This window comes from Amycolatopsis sp. NPDC051372 (assembly GCF_040682095.1).
In the GTDB taxonomy this organism is placed as follows: Bacteria; Actinomycetota; Actinomycetes; order Mycobacteriales; family Pseudonocardiaceae; genus Amycolatopsis.
Genome location: NZ_JBFBAF010000017.1, coordinates 88,862 through 103,781, shown reverse-complemented (window position 1 = coordinate 103,781; position 14,920 = coordinate 88,862). Strand labels below are relative to the sequence as shown.

The window sequence follows — 14,920 nt, the reverse complement described above, 5'->3', positions numbered from 1 at the left end:
CGAAAAGAAGGGGGGCGCCGCACCGGAATTCCGGTGCGGCGCCCCCCTTCTTTTCGCCGCTAACGGCGGGCGTAGACGCTCACGTCGTCGATGTTCGCCTTCGACCGGTCCGGCAGTGCGATCACACACAGGACCGTGACCACCGCGGACAGCACGATGTAGATCGACACCGAGTACGGCGTGCCCGTCAGGTGCAGCAGCCACGTCGCCAGCAGCGGCGCGGGACCGCCCGCGAACACCGACGCCAGCTGGTAACCGAGGCCGGCGCCGCCGTAGCGCAGGTGGGTCGGGAAGCTCTCGCCGATCAGCGCGGCCTGCGGCCCGTACTGCATCGCGTGCGCGACCAGCGACACGATCACCGCCACGAAGATCAGCGTGTGCCCGCCGTGGCTGAGAATCGTGAAGTACGGGAACGCGATCACCGCCGTGAGCACCGAGCCGGTGAGGTACACCCGTTTTCGGCCGATGCGGTCGGAGAACTGCGAGAACACGGGGATCAGCACCAGCTCCACCAGCGCACCGACGAGCACCGCGTTGAGGACGAACGTCTTGCTGAACTCCGGGCGCTCCACCACATACACGAGCACGAAGCTGGTGAACAGGTAGAACGGCATCTGCTCGCTGAAGCGCAGACCGGCCGAGAGCAGGATCTCCCGCCAGTGGTGGCGCACCGCGTCCTTCACCGGCGCCTTCGACGTCTTCTTGTTCGCCACGACCCCCGCGAACATCGGCGTCTCGAGGATCCGCAGCCGGATCACGAGGCCGATGACCACGAGCACCAGGCTCAGCAGGAACGGGATCCGCCAGCCCCACGAGTCGAAGTCCTCCTGCGACAGCGTGGCCGACAGCAGAGTCATGCCGCCGGTTCCGAGCACCAGCCCGACCGGCACACCGACTTGGGCGAAACTCCCGAGCAGCCCGCGCCGGCGTTGGTCACCCCATTCCATCGCGAGCAGTACCGATCCGCTCCACTCGCCGCCGATCGCGATGCCCTGCACCAGGCGCAGCAGCACCAGGATCAGCGGAGCCGCGATCCCGATCGTCGCGGTGCCGGGCAGTACTCCCACCAGCGCCGACGCCAAGCCCATCAGGAGCAGCGTGACGATCAGCGTCGCCTTGCGGCCCAGCCGGTCGCCCCAGTGCCCGAAGATCGCCGCGCCGACCGGCCGTGCGGCGAACCCGACGGCGTAGGTGGCGAACGACTGCATCACGCCCGCGTAGCCGGTCGACTCGGGGAAGAACAGGTGGGGGAAGACAAGTGCTGCAGCAGTGTTGTACAGGAAGAAGTCGTACCACTCGATCGTCGTGCCGATCGACCCGGCGAGCGCCGCCCGGCGCACCTGGACTCGACGGTCTCCGGAGGAAGCTGCGACTGACTTGGTGACTTCGTTGTCGCCTAGAACCATGATGCACACCTCTCCTGACTGGCGTCACTCAATAGTGTGAGGCACTTGCACTGGTTCGGCGATTCCTGACGAAGGATGCGGGAAGGACGTTTCGTCCTGTCACTCTTTGTGGTCGTAATCCGCCGAAGACCACGGTCTGCGATTGTTCCGAAAAACTTCGCGACGCGATGTCGGGAACCCGTGCGCGGCTCCGTCCCCGAGGCGAACACAGACCGAAGCCCACCGCCCGGATCGACACCACCGAGGAGAATCCCGTGGACCGCAGCCAGATCACCGAGATCCTCAACCGCCCGCTCAGCCAGGAATTGCTGGCGCGCGACCTGACCCGCCTGGCCTACGTCGCCGAGGACGGGACGCCGCGCAACGTGCCCATCGGGTTCACCTGGAACGGCACCGAGATCGTCATGTGCACCACCAAAAATGCGCCGAAGCTGCCGTCGCTGCGGGCCAACCCGATGGTGGCGCTCACCATCGACACCGAGGTGCACCCGCCCAAGATCCTGCTCATCCGAGGCCGCGCCGAGCTCGACGTCGTCGACGGGATCCCCGAGGAGTACCTGCAGATGAACGGCAGCTACGAGATGACCGCCGAACAGCGGGTCGAGTGGGAGGCCGAGATCCGCTCGCTCTACGACGGAATGGTCCGCGTCGTCGTGACCCCGACCTGGGCGAAGCTCATCGACTTCGAGACCACGTTGCCCAGCGCCGTCGAGGAGCTGGTCAAGCAGCGCGCCGAGCGTCAGCAAGCCTGAAAACCCCAGCCCGAAAAAGGTCCGCCGCGGGATGTCGAGAACCCGCGAACGGCTGCGTCCCCGTACCGAACCCGGCCAGAATGGGCCGGACCACACCAAGGAGAACGACGATGGCCAAGTACCTGCTGCTCAAGCACTACCGCGGCGCGCCGGCCGCGGGCAACGACGTGCCGATGGACCAGTGGACCCCGGAGGAGGTCACGGCCCACATGCAGTACTTGCGCGACTTCGCGGCCAAGCTCGAAAGCACCGGCGAGTTCGTGGACAGCCAGGCGCTCTCGCAGGAAGGCACGTGGGTCCGCTCCGGCGGCGAGGGCCGGCCGCCGGTCACCGACGGGCCGTTCGCGGAGACCAAGGACCTCATCGCCGGCTGGGTGATCATCGACGTCGAGACCCACGAGCGCGCGATCGAGCTCGCCGGCGAGCTGTCCGCGTCACCGGGTGCGGGCGGGAAGCCGACCCAGGAGTGGCTCGAGGTACGCCCGTTCTACGGCGAGTGCCCCGCCATCACCGAATGACGGCACCGGTGGACGAAACCCTGCTGCGGACCCTCACACCGGCGGTGATCGGGATCCTCGGCCGGCGCGGAGCGGATTTCGCGGCGGCCGAGGATGCGGTGCAGGAAGCCCTGGTCGAGGCCGTGCGCGTGTGGCCGCACGACCCGCCGCGCGACCCGAAGGGCTGGCTGGTCACCGTCGCGTGGCGCAAGTTTCTCGACGCCGTGCGCGCCGACTCCTCGCGGCGCGACCGCGAGCTGCGCGCCGACGAGGAGCCCGAACCCGGCCCGACCGAGGTCGCGGACGACACACTGCAGCTGTACTTCCTGTGCACCCACCCGTCGCTGACCCCGGCTTCGGCCGTCGCGCTCACGTTGCGCGCGGTCGGCGGGCTGACCACTCGGCAGATCGCGCAGGCCTACCTCGTGCCCGAGGCGACGATGGGCCAGCGCATCACCCGGGCCAAGAAAACCGTGGCGGGCGTGCGCCTGAACCAGGCCGGCGACGTCGGCACGGTGCTGCGTGTGCTGTACCTGGTCTTCAACGAGGGCTACTCCGGCGACGTCGACCTCGCCGCCGAGGCCATCCGGCTCACGCGCCAGCTCGCCGCCCGGATCGACCACGAGGAGGTCGCGGGCCTGCTCGCGCTCATGCTGCTGCACCACGCCCGCCGCCCGGCCCGGACCACCGCCGACGGCCGGCTCGTGCCCCTGGCCGATCAGGACCGCAGCCAGTGGGACACGGCCCTGATCGCCGAGGGCGTCGACATTCTGCAGGCGGCGCTGGCGCGCGACCGGCTGGGCGAGTTCCAGGCCCAGGCCGCGATCGCCGCGCTGCACGCCGATGCGCAGGCTGCCGAAGAGACCGACTGGGTGCAGATCGTCGAGTGGTACGACGAGCTGGTGCGCCTCACCGACAGTCCGGTAGCCCGGCTCAACCGGGCCGTCGCGGTCGGGGAGGCCGACGGTCCCCGCGCGGGCCTGGCCGCGCTCGCGGAGCTCGACCCCACCCTGCCCCGCCACACCGCCGCGTCGGCGTACCTCCACGAACGCGACGGCGACCCGGCCACTGCGGCCCGGCTCTACGCCGAAGCCGCGGCGGCCGCGCCCAACCTCCCCGAACGCGAGCACCTCACCCGGCAGGCCGCACGCCTGAACTCCCGGCTGCGCGAGTGAACACAGCCCGGGGTCAGGTGGTCGCGCAGATGTCGCGGTAGAGCTTCCGCCGCGCAGCAACGCGGCGAGCGCCGCGGCCGACCCGGCGGCGCGCATGAAGATCCGTGTCGAGCGCGACGGGCTTGCCGACGCCGTCGCCTGGGTGGCCAGGAGCTTCCCGTCCCGGCCTCCGGTGCCGGTGCTGGGTGGTGTGCTGCTCGACGCGGGTGCGGACGGGGAGTCCGACGCGCTCACGGTGTCCGGGTTCGACTACGAGGTCTCCGCCACGGTGGGCGTCCCCGCGACGATCGCCGACGGTGGCCGCCTCTTGGTCTCCGGCCGCCTCCTCGCCGACATCACCAAGGCACTGCCCCTCGGGCGCGTACCCGGTCGAACTGGTCTGCGCCCTCCGAATCCGTGCCCGACCGTGCCCACCCACCCCGGCGCAGCGCCCTGCCGCTTGACACGTAGGAATTATCCTACCTATTGTTTCCGGCATGACCGTCTCCCGCATCCAGTTCCTCACCGTGCCGGTGGCCGACCAGGCGAAAGCCCGCGACTTCTACGTCGGGAAACTCGGGTTCGAGGTCGTCGTCGATCGCAACGGCCCGGCCGGCCGGTTCGTGATGGTGGCGCCGAAGGGCGCGCAGACCGGCCTGGTGCTCGTCGACTACCCGATCTCCGGTGTCACGCTCACCGGCCCGCTGCACTTCCAGCTCGACACCACCGACCTCGACGCCGACGTGGCGGCGTTACGCGACAACGGGATCGAGGTCCCCGAGCCGCAGGCGATGCCGTGGGGCCGCGCGACCTCGTTCCAGGACCTCGATGGCAACGGCGTCGGCCTGCTCGAGCCCTCGGCGTTCGGCAACCGGCCGGGCTGAGCGGCGTGCCCGTCAACGACGACGTCTTCGCCGCGCTCGCCAACCCCGCGCGGCGCGAGGTGCTACGGCTGCTGCTCGAAGGCCCGATGGCCGCCGGCGATCTGGCCGAGCGCTTCGACATGCGCCGGCCGAGTCTGTCGGAACACCTGCGCGTGCTGCGGGAAGCCGGCCTGGTGACCGAGCAACGCGCCGGGCGCAACCGCCTCTACTCCCTCGAAGCCGCGCCGCTGGAGGAAGTCACGACGTGGCTGCACCCGTTCGAGCAGTTCTGGCGCACGAAGCTCACCAACCTGCGTGACCTGCTCGACGAGGAGGACCTGTGACCGAGACCGCGCCGAACCCGGAGGACCCGACGGCGGTGCACGTCGACACGTTCCTGCCGCACCCCGCGCGCAAGGTCTGGCGCGCGCTCACCGAACCCGAGCTGCTGGAACGCTGGCTCGCGATGCCCAACGACGTCAAACCTGTGGTGGGACACCGCTTCGAGCTGCTCGCGCAGCCGGTGCCGGCGGCCGGGTTCGCGGGCGGGCCCGTGCAGTGCGAGGTGCTCGTGGCCGACCCCGAACGCGAGCTGAGCATTAAATGGGGTCCGAAGTGGACGGTCACGTGGCGGCTCGTACCGGAGGGCACCGGAACCCGGCTGTTCCTCAGCCACGAGGGCTTCGACCCGGACGACGAGTTCGAGCGCGTGTCCCGCCGGATCATGGGCGCCGGCTGGCGCTCGCACGTGCCGCGGGCCCTGGAACGCGTGCTCAGCGCGCTGCCCGGCTGAACCCGGCTACGATCAGGCACCGTGACGGAGTCCAAACCGCTGCGCGCCGACGCCCGGCGCAACCGGGCCAAAGTGCTCGAAGCCGCGGAGACGGTGTTCGCGGCCAAAGGCACGGGCGCCCCGACCGAAGAGGTCGCACGCGAGGCGGGCGTGGGCGTCGGCACGGTGTTCCGGCACTTCCCGACCAAGGAGGCACTGCTCGAAGCGGTGCTCTACGCGCGGCTGCACCGCTTCGTCGACGAGGCCGAGGCGGTCGTCGCGCAGGACTCACCCGACGCCGGCGCCGCGTTCTTCACGTTCCTGACCAGCTGGATCGAGATGTCCAGCGCCAAGAACGCCTACTTCGAAGCCCTCAGCGCCGCAGGCATCCACGTGCCGAAGGCGGGCTCGGACGTCGCCACCCGGCTGCTGGAGGCGCTCGGAGTGCTGCTGCGCCGCGCGCAGGACGCCGACGCGGTGCGCGCCGACCTCACCGTGGCCGAGCTGATCCCGGTGATCATCGGCACGGCCAAGGCCGCCGAGCACATCGGCGCCGACTGCGCGCTGCGCGACCGCGTGGTCGCGATCCTGTTCGACGGCCTGCGCCCGGCCTTGTCAGCCGCGCACGCCCCGCGCGTCGGTGCCTGACTCAAGCACGCCTGACTCAAGCACGCCTGACTCAAGCACGCCTGACTCAAGCACGCCTGACTCAAGCACGCCTGACTCAAGCACGCCTGACTCGAGAGCACCTGACTCGAGAGCACCTGATCCGAACGGTTCCAGCACCGGGCGTTTCGGGCTCATCGTGTCGCCGGAGGACTCGCCGCGCAGGCGGCGCTGCACCCAAGGCCACGCGTGCTCGCGGCTCCAGCGCAGGTTCTCCTCACGGCGTTCGCGAGTCGACAAGCGCGGGCGCGGCCCCAGCTCGCCCGAGGTGAGGTCGTGGGGCACCCCGAGCACGTCGAGTACCGCGATCGCTATCTCGAGGTGGCCCCGGGAATTGAGGTGCAGGCGGTCCGGTGCCCACAGCCGCCGGTCGCGCAGCTGCCGCATCGACCACATGTCCACCAGCAGCGTGCCGTGGCGGGCGGCGATGCCGCGCACGTTCTCGTTGTAGATCGCGACCCGCCCGCGCATCTGCCGGAACAGCGCGTCCTCCACCCCGTCGACGCCGGTGAACAGCACGACCCGGGCGCCGGTCCCGCGCAGCCGGGCGACGGCGAGCTCATAGGAGTCGGTCAGCGCGTCGATGCCGACCTTCGGGCGCATCAGGTCGTTGCCGCCCGCGTAGAGCGTGATCAGGTCCGGTTCCATCGCGATCGCCGGCTCCACCTGCTCGGCGAGCACCTGCGGCAGCAGCTTCCCGCGGATGGCGAGGTTGGCGTAGCGGAAGTCCGGCTCACGGGCGCTCAGCACCTCGGCGACGCGGTCGGCCCAGCCGCGCACGCCGTTCGGCGCGGCGGGATCGTCGTCGCCGACACCTTCGGTGAAGGAATCGCCCAGGGATACCAAGCGGTTGGTCATAACGAGAACCCTAATGCAGCCCGAATCGTCCCTTGATCACCTTTGGTGTCACAGAGTGACGAGATTCGCTGAGATTTCTCCACGGATGGCTGAACTTCTCAGCCTCTCCGTCCGTTGTTGCAAGTGTGAAGTCACGATCCGGTCACCGTCGCTCCCGCCACGGCGCGCTGGCACTCGCCATCGTTGCAGGTGCAGGCCTCGCCGGCGGCTACGTCACCGTCCAGAAGGGTCCGGCAGCGTCGGCCGCCGGGACCGCCGACGCGGAAGTCGCGCACACGCGGGCGGGCGCGGCCGGCCAGGGCTCGTCAGCCCAGCCGAAGCCGGCGCCCAGCAGCACTGCTCCCGCCTTGCCGCCGAGCGTGATGCCATTCAACGCGAAGCTCACGTCGAAGGACATCCCCGTCGAGGGCGGCGGCGTGCGCGGCGGGGGCTGCAGCGGGTCCCTGATCGCGCCGGACTGGATCATCACGGCCGGGCACTGCTTCCACGACCTCGACGGCACCCGCGTCGGCGGCACGCCGCAATACCACATGACGGTGGCAGTCGGGAAGATCAACGACGACGACCCCCGCGGGCACGTGGTGCAGGCCGTGGACGTGCGCCAGTCGCCGGTCAACGACCTCGCGCTGGTCAAGCTCAGCGCCCCGATCACCGACATCGCGCCGCTGACGTTGCCGACCGGTCCGCCGAAGGTCGGCGAGGACGTCGACTTCGTGGGCTGGGGCTCGCTCTCGGCCACCGTCGTCGCGCCGGCCGATCACATGAAACGCGGCCACTTCGAGGTCAGCGAGATCCGCCACACCGAGCTCGACATGAGCCCCCGGGAGGCGCGCACCGTCGAGAACAGCCCGTGTCACGACGACTCGGGCTCACCGTTTTTCATCCCCGAGGGCGACCAGAAGGGCCGGCTCGTGGCGATCGAGGACAACGGCCCGGACTGCCCCCAGCCCGGTGTGGAGACCACCGCGCGCGTGGACACGATCCTTGACTGGATCCACGAGCAGATGAGCTGAGTCAAGCGCTGAGCTGCCGGGCCCGGTGGTCGGCGACGTTGACCCGCGTGCCGCACCGCGTCGAGCAGAAGCGGCGGCGGCCGTTGCGCGAGGTGTCGACGAAGGCGATCCCGCAACCCTCGCGTGCGCACAGGCCGAAGCGATCGGGCGCTTCGCACACGAGGTGGGCGAGCCCGCCGGCCGAGTGCGCCTGCACGCGTTCGACGGCCTCGGCGTCTTCGCCGGCGTAGTGCAGGTGCGGGGGTTTACCGTCGTGGCCGGAGATGTGCGGGCGCACCGCCGCGGTGAGGAGCAGCCGGTTCACCAGCTCCACCTGGTCCGCTTTGCCCGCGGCGAAGACCTCACGCAGCCGCCGGCTCCAGTCGAGGATGCGGGCGCCTTCGTCGTCGGTGAGCCCCGTCAGCGTCATGCCGTGGGCCCGGCAGGTGCTCAGCACGTCCTCCGCCGAGACGCTGTCGTCCCGAGCCAGCGTGGCCAGCGCCGCGGCCACCTGAGCGCCGGAGCCGCCGTAAGGGTTGAAGTGCACTGACTCATTACAGCACGATCGGGGCATGGATGAGAACCGTTGCCCCCGTTGTGGCTGGCCCCTGGCCGAACTGCCCCCGTCCGCCGTCGTGCCCGCCTCGCGCGGCAGTCGTGCCGACTACGTTCGCTGCCTGTGCGGCAGCTGGGTCGCACGGCTCGGTGGCGTGGTGGTCGGGTCGACGCGGCCGGCTACCAGTGAGCGGGCCGGCTGAGGCGCTCGGTGAGCTGGGTCGTGGCGTCGCCGCGGGCGGCGTTGACCTGCGACTGCGTGAGGAACAGGCACGCGGTGAGGTCCGCGCCGCGGACGTCGGCGTCGCGCAGGTCCGCCCCGATCAGGTCGGCCTGGCGAAGATCGGCGCCGCGCAGGTCCGCGGCGATGAGGTAGGCCCCGCGCAGGTTCGCGCCCCGCAGGTCCGCGTTCGCGAGCTTGGCTCCCATGAGATCCGCACCCCGGCGGTCCTTCTTCTTGCCGCGCACCCCATCCCGCACGAGCCGGCTCGTGGCCTGCAGCAGCACGTCCACGCGGGCGCGTTGCTCGGCGACGTCCAGCGCGAGCAGGGTGTCGGGGTCGCTCAGCGTGAGTTGTTCGGTCTCGGCGAGCGCGGCGTCGAGACCGGCGTGCAGCTCCCGCGTGACAGCCAGGGACCGGGCTTCGGTGAGGTACCAGAGCAGTTCGTGCAGCTGGCGCATCACGGGCAGCGCGGCGAACATCCGCTTCGCGCCAGCCGGTTCGCTGCGCCAGTCGCGCCCGGCAAAGGTGATCTGCGAGATCTTCTGCCCGGCGCCGAAGCAGTCGTAGACGGTGCAGCCGGAGAACCCCTTGTCCCGCAGGCGATCGTGGATGCCGCAGCCGAACTCCGGTTCCAGGTTGGGGCACGGATCGCCGGCCGCCTTGTTCATCGCGAAGTCCGCGGAACGCGTGAAGGTGAGGGCGACGCAGCACAGCCCGAAGCAGCTGCCGCAGTCGGCAGTGAGCGAATCGTGGTGGGACAAGTGTTCTCCTGGCCGGCGGGGTTCTCACCAGGGTATCGGCGCCGCTGTTGGCGCTCTGGACCACCGGCACGGCGACTGGCAGGCCTTCGGCCTGCTGTGATCCCCGGTTGGATGGCCGAGACTGTCAGGACGTCCAGCCGGCTGGTTTGTCCGGCGAGAAGTATGCGGCGAACATGTCGAGGGCCGGCTCGACCAGGAGGGCGTACCGGCCCTCGACGAAGCCGGCGTGCTGATCGTTGCCCAGCTGGAGCGAGCCGACGCCGGCACCGAGGGCGATGAACAGACCGACGCCCCGTTCCGACGCGGCCACCGGATGCAGCTCATGGCGATCGACGGCAGCCGTGAATGCCCGGCATGGTCAACTCCTGCACGGCCAGGCTGGGACGGTACGCCTGCGGCGACGGTTCGAACCCGGGCACCGCCGGGAGGGCGCAGCCCGACCCGCCTCGCCACCTCCGACAGGTTGAGCGCGGTGGCACCCTTCTCGGTCACGACCTCGAGCGCCGCGTCGAGGATCTCCTCGATCGCCTGCAGCCGCAGCCGCTCACGCCGCCCTGAGGGCGGCGAAGTGCGGAGAGCGACGTGCGTCGCGAGGCCGGATCGATCGGCGGTGAGAAGCATCTGCTCCTGGGAGGGGACGATGTACGGCTCACCCGCGACGAGGTGCGTCGGCATGTCGAAGCCGACCCTCGGACGCTCTACGACCTGGTGTCGGACGTGACCCGGACGCCCGAGTGGAGCCCGGAGGTGATCGAGTGCCGTTGGCTCGACGGCGCGAGTGGTGCGGCGGTGGGCGCCGAGTTCCTCGCGCGCAACAAGCGGCGATGGTTCACCTGGTCGAACAAACCGGTCGTCGAAGTCGCGGATCCGGCACGGGAGTTCAGCATCCGCCGGACCGAACGCGGCGGTGGCGGCATCCGGTGGAGGTACGTGTTCCGCCCGGACGCGACCGGTACCGCGGCGATCGAGTCCTACGAGGTCGTTGAATCCGTGCCGCGAGGCCTGCACGTGATTCTGCGGGTGTTCTTCGGCGTTCGAGATCTGGAGGCCGACCTCAACGCCAACATGCGCGCGAGGCTCGATCGGCTCGCTTGGATCGCCGAACGGGAATCTGCCGCCACCGGGCACCGCGCCGCCGGCTCGCCGGAGGCCTGACCACAGCGCCATGACAAGACCACAGCGCCGTGACAAGACCTCAGCGCCGTGACCGGACCTCAGTCGGCGCCGGTGTCGTCGGGGAACCAGCTGCTCGCGACGAGGTCGACAGCGCTGCGTTCCGGGGCGCGGGCGGCGTGGTCGTAAGTCTGCTGGGTGGTGTCGATGCTGCTGTGACCGACGTCGGCCTGCACGTGCACCAGTTGGGCGCCCGCTTCGACGGCGGTGGTGACGTAGAAGTGGCGCAGCGCGTGGGGGTGCATGGCGCCGGCGACGGGTTCGAGGTCGGTGCCGCCGGTGGCGGTGATGCGGCGGAGCAGCTGCCAGATCGCCTGGCGTTGGTAGCGGTTGCCGGTGCGGGTCTGCAATAGCGGCGACGGCGGTGCGTGGCGCGCTTGGGTCCGGCGTTCGACGGTGGTCTCGCGTGAGGCGGCCGCGGTGTCGCGGGCGGAGAGGTAGCTCATGAGCGAGTTCTCGGCCGGGACGCTGAGGTAGACCACGCGCGTCTTGCCGCCCTTGCCGAGCACGCGCAGCGCGCGGCGGCCGCGGGTGACGTGCAGGTCGGAGCGGTCCAGCCCACACAGTTCGCTCACGCGCAGCCCGAGCGTGAAGAGCGCGACCACGGCCACCGCGCGCGCCGTGTCCAACGGACTGGCGCCGCGCCGGGGTGTGCCGGCGGCGGTGTAGAGGGCACGGACCTGCCGTGTGGTGAGGGTGACGGTGCCGGACGTGCTGCTCGCGGCCGTGGCGAGGCCGAGCCGGCGGCGGTTGAGGGCGGCGGGGTTTCCGGTGACGAGGCCCGTGTCGGCGAGGTAGCCGTAGAGCGCTTTGACGGTGGCGAGCATCCGGTCGCGCGTCGCGGGGGCGGCGTTGGCGGCGGCGAGGGTGTCGAGCCAGCTCTTGACGTCGGCCGAGGTGGCGGCCATCGGATCGAGGCCGCGCGTGACGCACCAGCGGAACCAGTGGTGCGCGCGCAGCCGGCCGCGCGGTGCGGGCGGGGGAGCGGTGGCGGAACTCGGGCTCGGGCTCGGGCTCGGGGTGAGGCGGAGGGCGTCGGCGTAGTGGCGGACGGCCGTCCGCCAGGTGTCGAGGTGGCGCCCCGGTTCGGCCCACTCGGCGAGGTCGGCCGCGGTGACGGGGAGGCCGAGTCCTTCGGCGTAGGTGCGGCGGGTGGCCTGGTTTCCGTAGCCGGCGAGCCAGTCCGCGATCGCGTCGAGCAACGCGGCGGGGTCTTCGACGCCCGGCCACACGTCGTGGTCGGCCGAGAGGGGGTACCCAGTTTTCGAGGCGGTTTCGAGGCTCACGATCTCACTCACAGCTGCTGGTTCCGTCACTCTCCGTCGATCAATCATCTTCTCTGGCAGCTTAGCAACAAAAGCTCTCTTCTGTAGCTGACCTAGGTATTAAGTTAAATAACTACAACCTCGGTTAGAAGTTATATAACCAATCAGATACGCTTCAGGGGTGACTGAGGGAGCTGTGATCGAGGACCGGACGGCGGCGCTGTGTGGGTTCCGGCAGTGCCGGGCGCCGTTGCCGCCGCCGGGACCGCGTGGGGGCCGGCCGTTCGAGTTCTGCCCGGACCGCCGCTGGCCCGGGGACCGCACGTGCAAACAACTCGCCGCCGCCGACCAAGCGCTGCGCGAAGCACTGGGCGATTCGGTCTCCCACGCCGGCCTCACCGACGCGGCCGCGCAGTTCGTCCGCGCCGCCACGGAGCTGGGTGGGCCGCTGCAGACCCTGCGCAACGCCCTCGACAGCGTCGCCGCCCGCGCCCAGGACGAGGTGACCTCCGCCCTCACCCGCGCCGAAACCGCGGAAGCCCGTGCCACCGAAGCGGACGGCCTCCGCCAAGCCGCCGAAGCTCGCGCAGTGGAAGGCGAACAAGCCACCGCCGCCGCCCAGGCCCACGCCCAGGAACAGGCCGACCTGGCGAAAGCCGCCGACGAAATGGCCGCGGCAGCGGTGAAAGCCCGCAAGGCGGCCGAGCTCGACCAGGCCCGCGCCGAAGCCTCCGCCACCGCCGCCGCCGAACGCGCCGAGCGCGCCGCCGGCGACACCCGCACCGAACGCGCCCGCGCCGACGCCCTCGCCGCGGAGCTCGCTCAACGCTCCGAGCAGCTCGCCGTCCGCGCCACCGAACGCGACGCGGCGCTCACCAGCCTGGCGCAGGCACGCGCGCGCGAAGAGGAGGTCCGGCGGGACCTCACCGGCCGGCTCGACCAGGCCAACGAGGCACTCACCACCGCCCGGGCCCACCTCGGAGACCTGGAGCGACGTCTGGACGCTGCTCATCAGCACCAGCGCACGGAATCCGCCGCCTCGGCCGAAGCCGTCGCGGAGGCGCGCAGCCGGTCCGCTGTCCTGGCCGGCCGGCTGGACGCGGCCGAGGAGCAGCTCACCCGGGCCGCGGAGCACCACGCCGGCTTGCGGTCCCGGCTCGAGCGCGTGCACAGGCTCGCGCTGGCGACTCCCACCGAGAACACCGACCTGCGCGCGGATCTGCTGGCGGAACTGCTCGATCTGCCCGGGGAGACCCCTCCGCCCGGGCCGTGAAGTTTCAACCGCACGCCGCTTCGGCCGCCGTGAGACCACGCCGTGCCGGCCGGGGCGACTGACGGTTCGCGCACCTGCCGTGGGCGGCGTTCGGAGCCGTTTTCCCTTGAGCAGCAGAGGAAGGCGGTCGTCGTGCGCCGGTCGCGCACCGAGCATGTGGCCGCCCGCAGTTCCGGCAGAGCCGTCGCACGCATCGTCTGACGTGCGCGTTCGTGCCTTGCGGCCACGACGGCACGCGCGGGACATTCGGGGAATCGGACAGGGGAGGGAGAACGTGATGACCGGGCAGTCAGCACAGTCACAGACCGATCCGACCTTCTACCGCAGCCCCGGCGACGCGATCGCGGCCCCGCCGGAGAAGCTCGCGTACGTCGTGGCATTCGACCGGACGGCCGCCAAACCGGATGCCCTGGCGACGGTCGACGTGGATCCCGACTCGGGCACGTACGGCAGCGTGGTCGGCTGGTCGGAGCTGCCAACCATCGGCGATGAGCTGCACCACTTTGGATGGAACGCGTGCAGTAGCGCGTTCGCGCACACCGGGCACGACCCTGACGGCCTGCGCCGCCGATTCCTGCTGCTGCCCGGGATCCGTTCGTCGAACATCCACGTGTTCGACACCCAGCCCGATCCGCGCCAGCCTGTCCTGCACAAGACGGTGACCGCGGCCGAGCTGGCCGAGAAGGCGGGATACTCCCGTCCGCACACCTCCCACTGCGGGCCGGACGGCGTGTACGTGTCGTGTCTCGGCGCCGGGGAAGGCTCGGGCGGTCCGGGCGGCATCGCGCTGCTCGATCACGACACGTTCGACGTGGTCCGTGCGTGGGAGACCGAGCGGGGCCCGCAGTACCTGGCCTACGACGCGTGGTGGCACCTCAACCGCAACGTCCTGATCAGCAGCGAGTGGGGCACCCCCGCGATGGTCGAGGACGGCATCGATCCGGAGCTGCTGCTGGGCCACAAGTACGGGCACGCGCTGCACTTCTGGGACCTGGCCGAGGGCCGGCACCGCCAGAGCGTCGACCTCGGCGAGCAGCACCAGATCGTGCTCGAGGTGCGCCCGTCGCACGACCCGGACGCCACGTGGGGGTTCGTCGGTGTGACGGTGTCCACCGAGGACCTGTCAGCGTCCGTGTGGCGGTGGCACCTCGACGGGGACACCTGGGCGGTGGACAAGGTGATCACCGTTCCCGCCGAGCCCGCCGACGCCGCGGACCTGCCACCGGCGCTACGGCCGTTCGGTGCCGTGCCGCCCCTGATCACCGACATCGGCCTCAGCGTGGACGACCGGTTCCTGTACGTGTCGTGCTGGGGCATCGGCGAGCTCAAGCAGTTCGACGTCAGCGACCCCGCCCGGCCGCGGGAGACCGGCTCGGTGCGCCTCGGGGGCATCACCGGCCGGGTCCCGCATCCGGCCGCGCCGTCGCTGCAGCTCTCGGGTGGCCCCCAGATGGTCGAGGTGAGCCGCGACGGTCGCCGGATCTACGTCACCAACTCCCTCTACGGCGCCTGGGACGACCAGTTCTACCCGGACGGCGTCGGGGCCTGGATGGCGAAGCTCGAGACCGATCCCGCCGTCGGCGGGCTGCGCGTCGACGGGAAGTGCTTCCTGCACGGCGACGACTTCCGTGGCCTGCGCCCGCACCAGGTCCGGTTGGAGGGCGGCGACGCCTCGTCGGACTCGTACTGTTTCCGTTGACCTGAGCATCC

17 protein-coding genes and 4 pseudogenes are annotated in these 14,920 nt (G+C 70.7%); 13 read left to right on the top strand and 8 right to left on the bottom strand.

Annotated features, from left to right (window positions below; translation table 11 throughout):
* Nucleotides 1-59 precede the first annotated feature (59 nt).
* Nucleotides 60-1,406 carry an MFS transporter gene (locus AB0M56_RS25435; protein WP_364180198.1) on the bottom strand — a complete coding sequence of 449 codons (1,347 nt, stop codon included), beginning with the start codon at nucleotides 1,404-1,406 and terminating at the stop codon, nucleotides 60-62.
* 254 nt (nucleotides 1,407-1,660) lie between these two features.
* On the opposite strand from AB0M56_RS25435, the gene AB0M56_RS25430 reads away from it, so the two are divergent.
* The 9 genes and pseudogenes from AB0M56_RS25430 to AB0M56_RS25390 form a co-directional block, all read left to right on the top strand.
* A complete protein-coding gene (locus AB0M56_RS25430) occupies nucleotides 1,661-2,158 on the top strand; it encodes a pyridoxamine 5'-phosphate oxidase family protein (RefSeq protein ID WP_364180196.1) in 498 nt (165 codons plus the stop codon).
* Nucleotides 2,159-2,268: 110 nt separating this feature from the next.
* Nucleotides 2,269-2,676, top strand: a complete 408-nt coding sequence (locus AB0M56_RS25425; RefSeq protein ID WP_364180194.1) for a YciI family protein — start codon at nucleotides 2,269-2,271, stop codon at nucleotides 2,674-2,676.
* The gene (locus tag AB0M56_RS25420; RefSeq protein ID WP_364180192.1) at nucleotides 2,673-3,830 is read left to right on the top strand and encodes a sigma-70 family RNA polymerase sigma factor; all 1,158 of its coding nucleotides are present in this window, start codon (nucleotides 2,673-2,675) and stop codon (nucleotides 3,828-3,830) included. The genes AB0M56_RS25425 and AB0M56_RS25420 overlap by 4 nt, the downstream gene beginning before the upstream one ends.
* Before the next feature lie 94 nt (nucleotides 3,831-3,924).
* Nucleotides 3,925-4,182: pseudogene (locus tag AB0M56_RS25415) on the top strand (DNA polymerase III subunit beta); the annotation flags it as partial.
* Between the two features lie 124 nt (nucleotides 4,183-4,306).
* Nucleotides 4,307-4,693: a VOC family protein gene (locus AB0M56_RS25410; RefSeq protein WP_364180190.1), complete on the top strand. Its 387-nt coding sequence runs from the start codon at nucleotides 4,307-4,309 to the stop codon at nucleotides 4,691-4,693.
* A 5-nt stretch (nucleotides 4,694-4,698) separates the two neighbouring features.
* Nucleotides 4,699-5,016 carry a metalloregulator ArsR/SmtB family transcription factor gene (locus AB0M56_RS25405; RefSeq protein ID WP_364180215.1) on the top strand — a complete coding sequence of 106 codons (318 nt, stop codon included), beginning with the start codon at nucleotides 4,699-4,701 and terminating at the stop codon, nucleotides 5,014-5,016.
* Complete coding sequence (locus AB0M56_RS25400) at nucleotides 5,013-5,465, top strand: SRPBCC domain-containing protein (protein WP_364180189.1); 453 nt, start codon at nucleotides 5,013-5,015, stop codon at nucleotides 5,463-5,465. The genes AB0M56_RS25405 and AB0M56_RS25400 overlap by 4 nt, the downstream gene beginning before the upstream one ends.
* A gap of 21 nt (nucleotides 5,466-5,486) precedes the next feature.
* A complete protein-coding gene (locus AB0M56_RS25395; RefSeq protein WP_364180187.1) occupies nucleotides 5,487-6,092 on the top strand; it encodes a TetR/AcrR family transcriptional regulator in 606 nt (201 codons plus the stop codon).
* A pseudogene (locus AB0M56_RS25390) lies at nucleotides 6,089-6,139 on the top strand (hypothetical protein); the annotation flags it as partial. The gene AB0M56_RS25395 and the pseudogene AB0M56_RS25390, both read left to right, overlap by 4 nt.
* On the opposite strand, the pseudogene AB0M56_RS25385 reads toward AB0M56_RS25390, so the two are convergent.
* The 3 genes and pseudogenes from AB0M56_RS25385 to AB0M56_RS25375 all read right to left on the bottom strand — a co-directional run.
* Nucleotides 6,134-6,193 (bottom strand): annotated as a pseudogene (locus tag AB0M56_RS25385) (hypothetical protein); the annotation flags it as partial. The pseudogenes AB0M56_RS25390 and AB0M56_RS25385 sit on opposite strands and share 6 nt — an antisense overlap.
* Before the next feature lie 19 nt (nucleotides 6,194-6,212).
* Nucleotides 6,213-6,968: pseudogene (locus tag AB0M56_RS25380) on the bottom strand (SGNH/GDSL hydrolase family protein); the annotation flags it as partial.
* 208 nt (nucleotides 6,969-7,176) lie between these two features.
* Nucleotides 7,177-7,353, bottom strand: coding sequence for a hypothetical protein (locus AB0M56_RS25375; protein ID WP_364180185.1), 177 nt, complete (start codon nucleotides 7,351-7,353; stop codon nucleotides 7,177-7,179).
* Between AB0M56_RS25375 and AB0M56_RS25370 the strand changes: the two genes are divergently transcribed.
* Nucleotides 7,331-7,981: a trypsin-like serine protease gene (locus AB0M56_RS25370; RefSeq protein ID WP_364180183.1), complete on the top strand. Its 651-nt coding sequence runs from the start codon at nucleotides 7,331-7,333 to the stop codon at nucleotides 7,979-7,981. The two genes, AB0M56_RS25375 and AB0M56_RS25370, sit on opposite strands and share 23 nt — an antisense overlap.
* 1 nt (nucleotide 7,982) lies before the next feature.
* On the opposite strand, the gene AB0M56_RS25365 is transcribed toward AB0M56_RS25370, so the two are convergent.
* From AB0M56_RS25365 to AB0M56_RS25355, 3 genes are all read right to left on the bottom strand, one after another.
* Nucleotides 7,983-8,507, bottom strand: a complete 525-nt coding sequence (locus tag AB0M56_RS25365) for a CGNR zinc finger domain-containing protein (protein WP_364180182.1) — start codon at nucleotides 8,505-8,507, stop codon at nucleotides 7,983-7,985.
* 188 nt (nucleotides 8,508-8,695) lie between these two features.
* Nucleotides 8,696-9,499: a pentapeptide repeat-containing protein gene (locus tag AB0M56_RS25360; protein WP_364180180.1), complete on the bottom strand. Its 804-nt coding sequence runs from the start codon at nucleotides 9,497-9,499 to the stop codon at nucleotides 8,696-8,698.
* Nucleotides 9,500-9,623: 124 nt separating this feature from the next.
* The gene (locus AB0M56_RS25355; RefSeq protein WP_364180178.1) at nucleotides 9,624-9,809 is read right to left on the bottom strand and encodes a hypothetical protein; all 186 of its coding nucleotides are present in this window, start codon (nucleotides 9,807-9,809) and stop codon (nucleotides 9,624-9,626) included.
* Nucleotides 9,810-10,081: 272 nt separating this feature from the next.
* On the opposite strand from AB0M56_RS25355, the gene AB0M56_RS25350 reads away from it, so the two are divergent.
* The gene (locus tag AB0M56_RS25350; protein ID WP_364180177.1) at nucleotides 10,082-10,654 is read left to right on the top strand and encodes an SRPBCC family protein; all 573 of its coding nucleotides are present in this window, start codon (nucleotides 10,082-10,084) and stop codon (nucleotides 10,652-10,654) included.
* Between the two features lie 59 nt (nucleotides 10,655-10,713).
* On the opposite strand, the gene AB0M56_RS25345 is transcribed toward AB0M56_RS25350, so the two are convergent.
* Nucleotides 10,714-11,970, bottom strand: coding sequence for a tyrosine-type recombinase/integrase (locus AB0M56_RS25345; RefSeq protein ID WP_364180175.1), 1,257 nt, complete (start codon nucleotides 11,968-11,970; stop codon nucleotides 10,714-10,716).
* Nucleotides 11,971-12,118: 148 nt separating this feature from the next.
* Between AB0M56_RS25345 and AB0M56_RS25340 the strand changes: the two genes are divergently transcribed.
* Both AB0M56_RS25340 and AB0M56_RS25335 read left to right on the top strand, forming a co-directional pair.
* Nucleotides 12,119-13,210: a response regulator receiver protein gene (locus AB0M56_RS25340; protein ID WP_364180173.1), complete on the top strand. Its 1,092-nt coding sequence runs from the start codon at nucleotides 12,119-12,121 to the stop codon at nucleotides 13,208-13,210.
* Between the two features lie 277 nt (nucleotides 13,211-13,487).
* Nucleotides 13,488-14,909 (top strand): selenium-binding protein SBP56-related protein, encoded by a 1,422-nt coding sequence (locus tag AB0M56_RS25335; RefSeq protein WP_364180171.1) that lies wholly within the window; start codon nucleotides 13,488-13,490, stop codon nucleotides 14,907-14,909.
* Nucleotides 14,910-14,920: the final 11 nt, after the last annotated feature.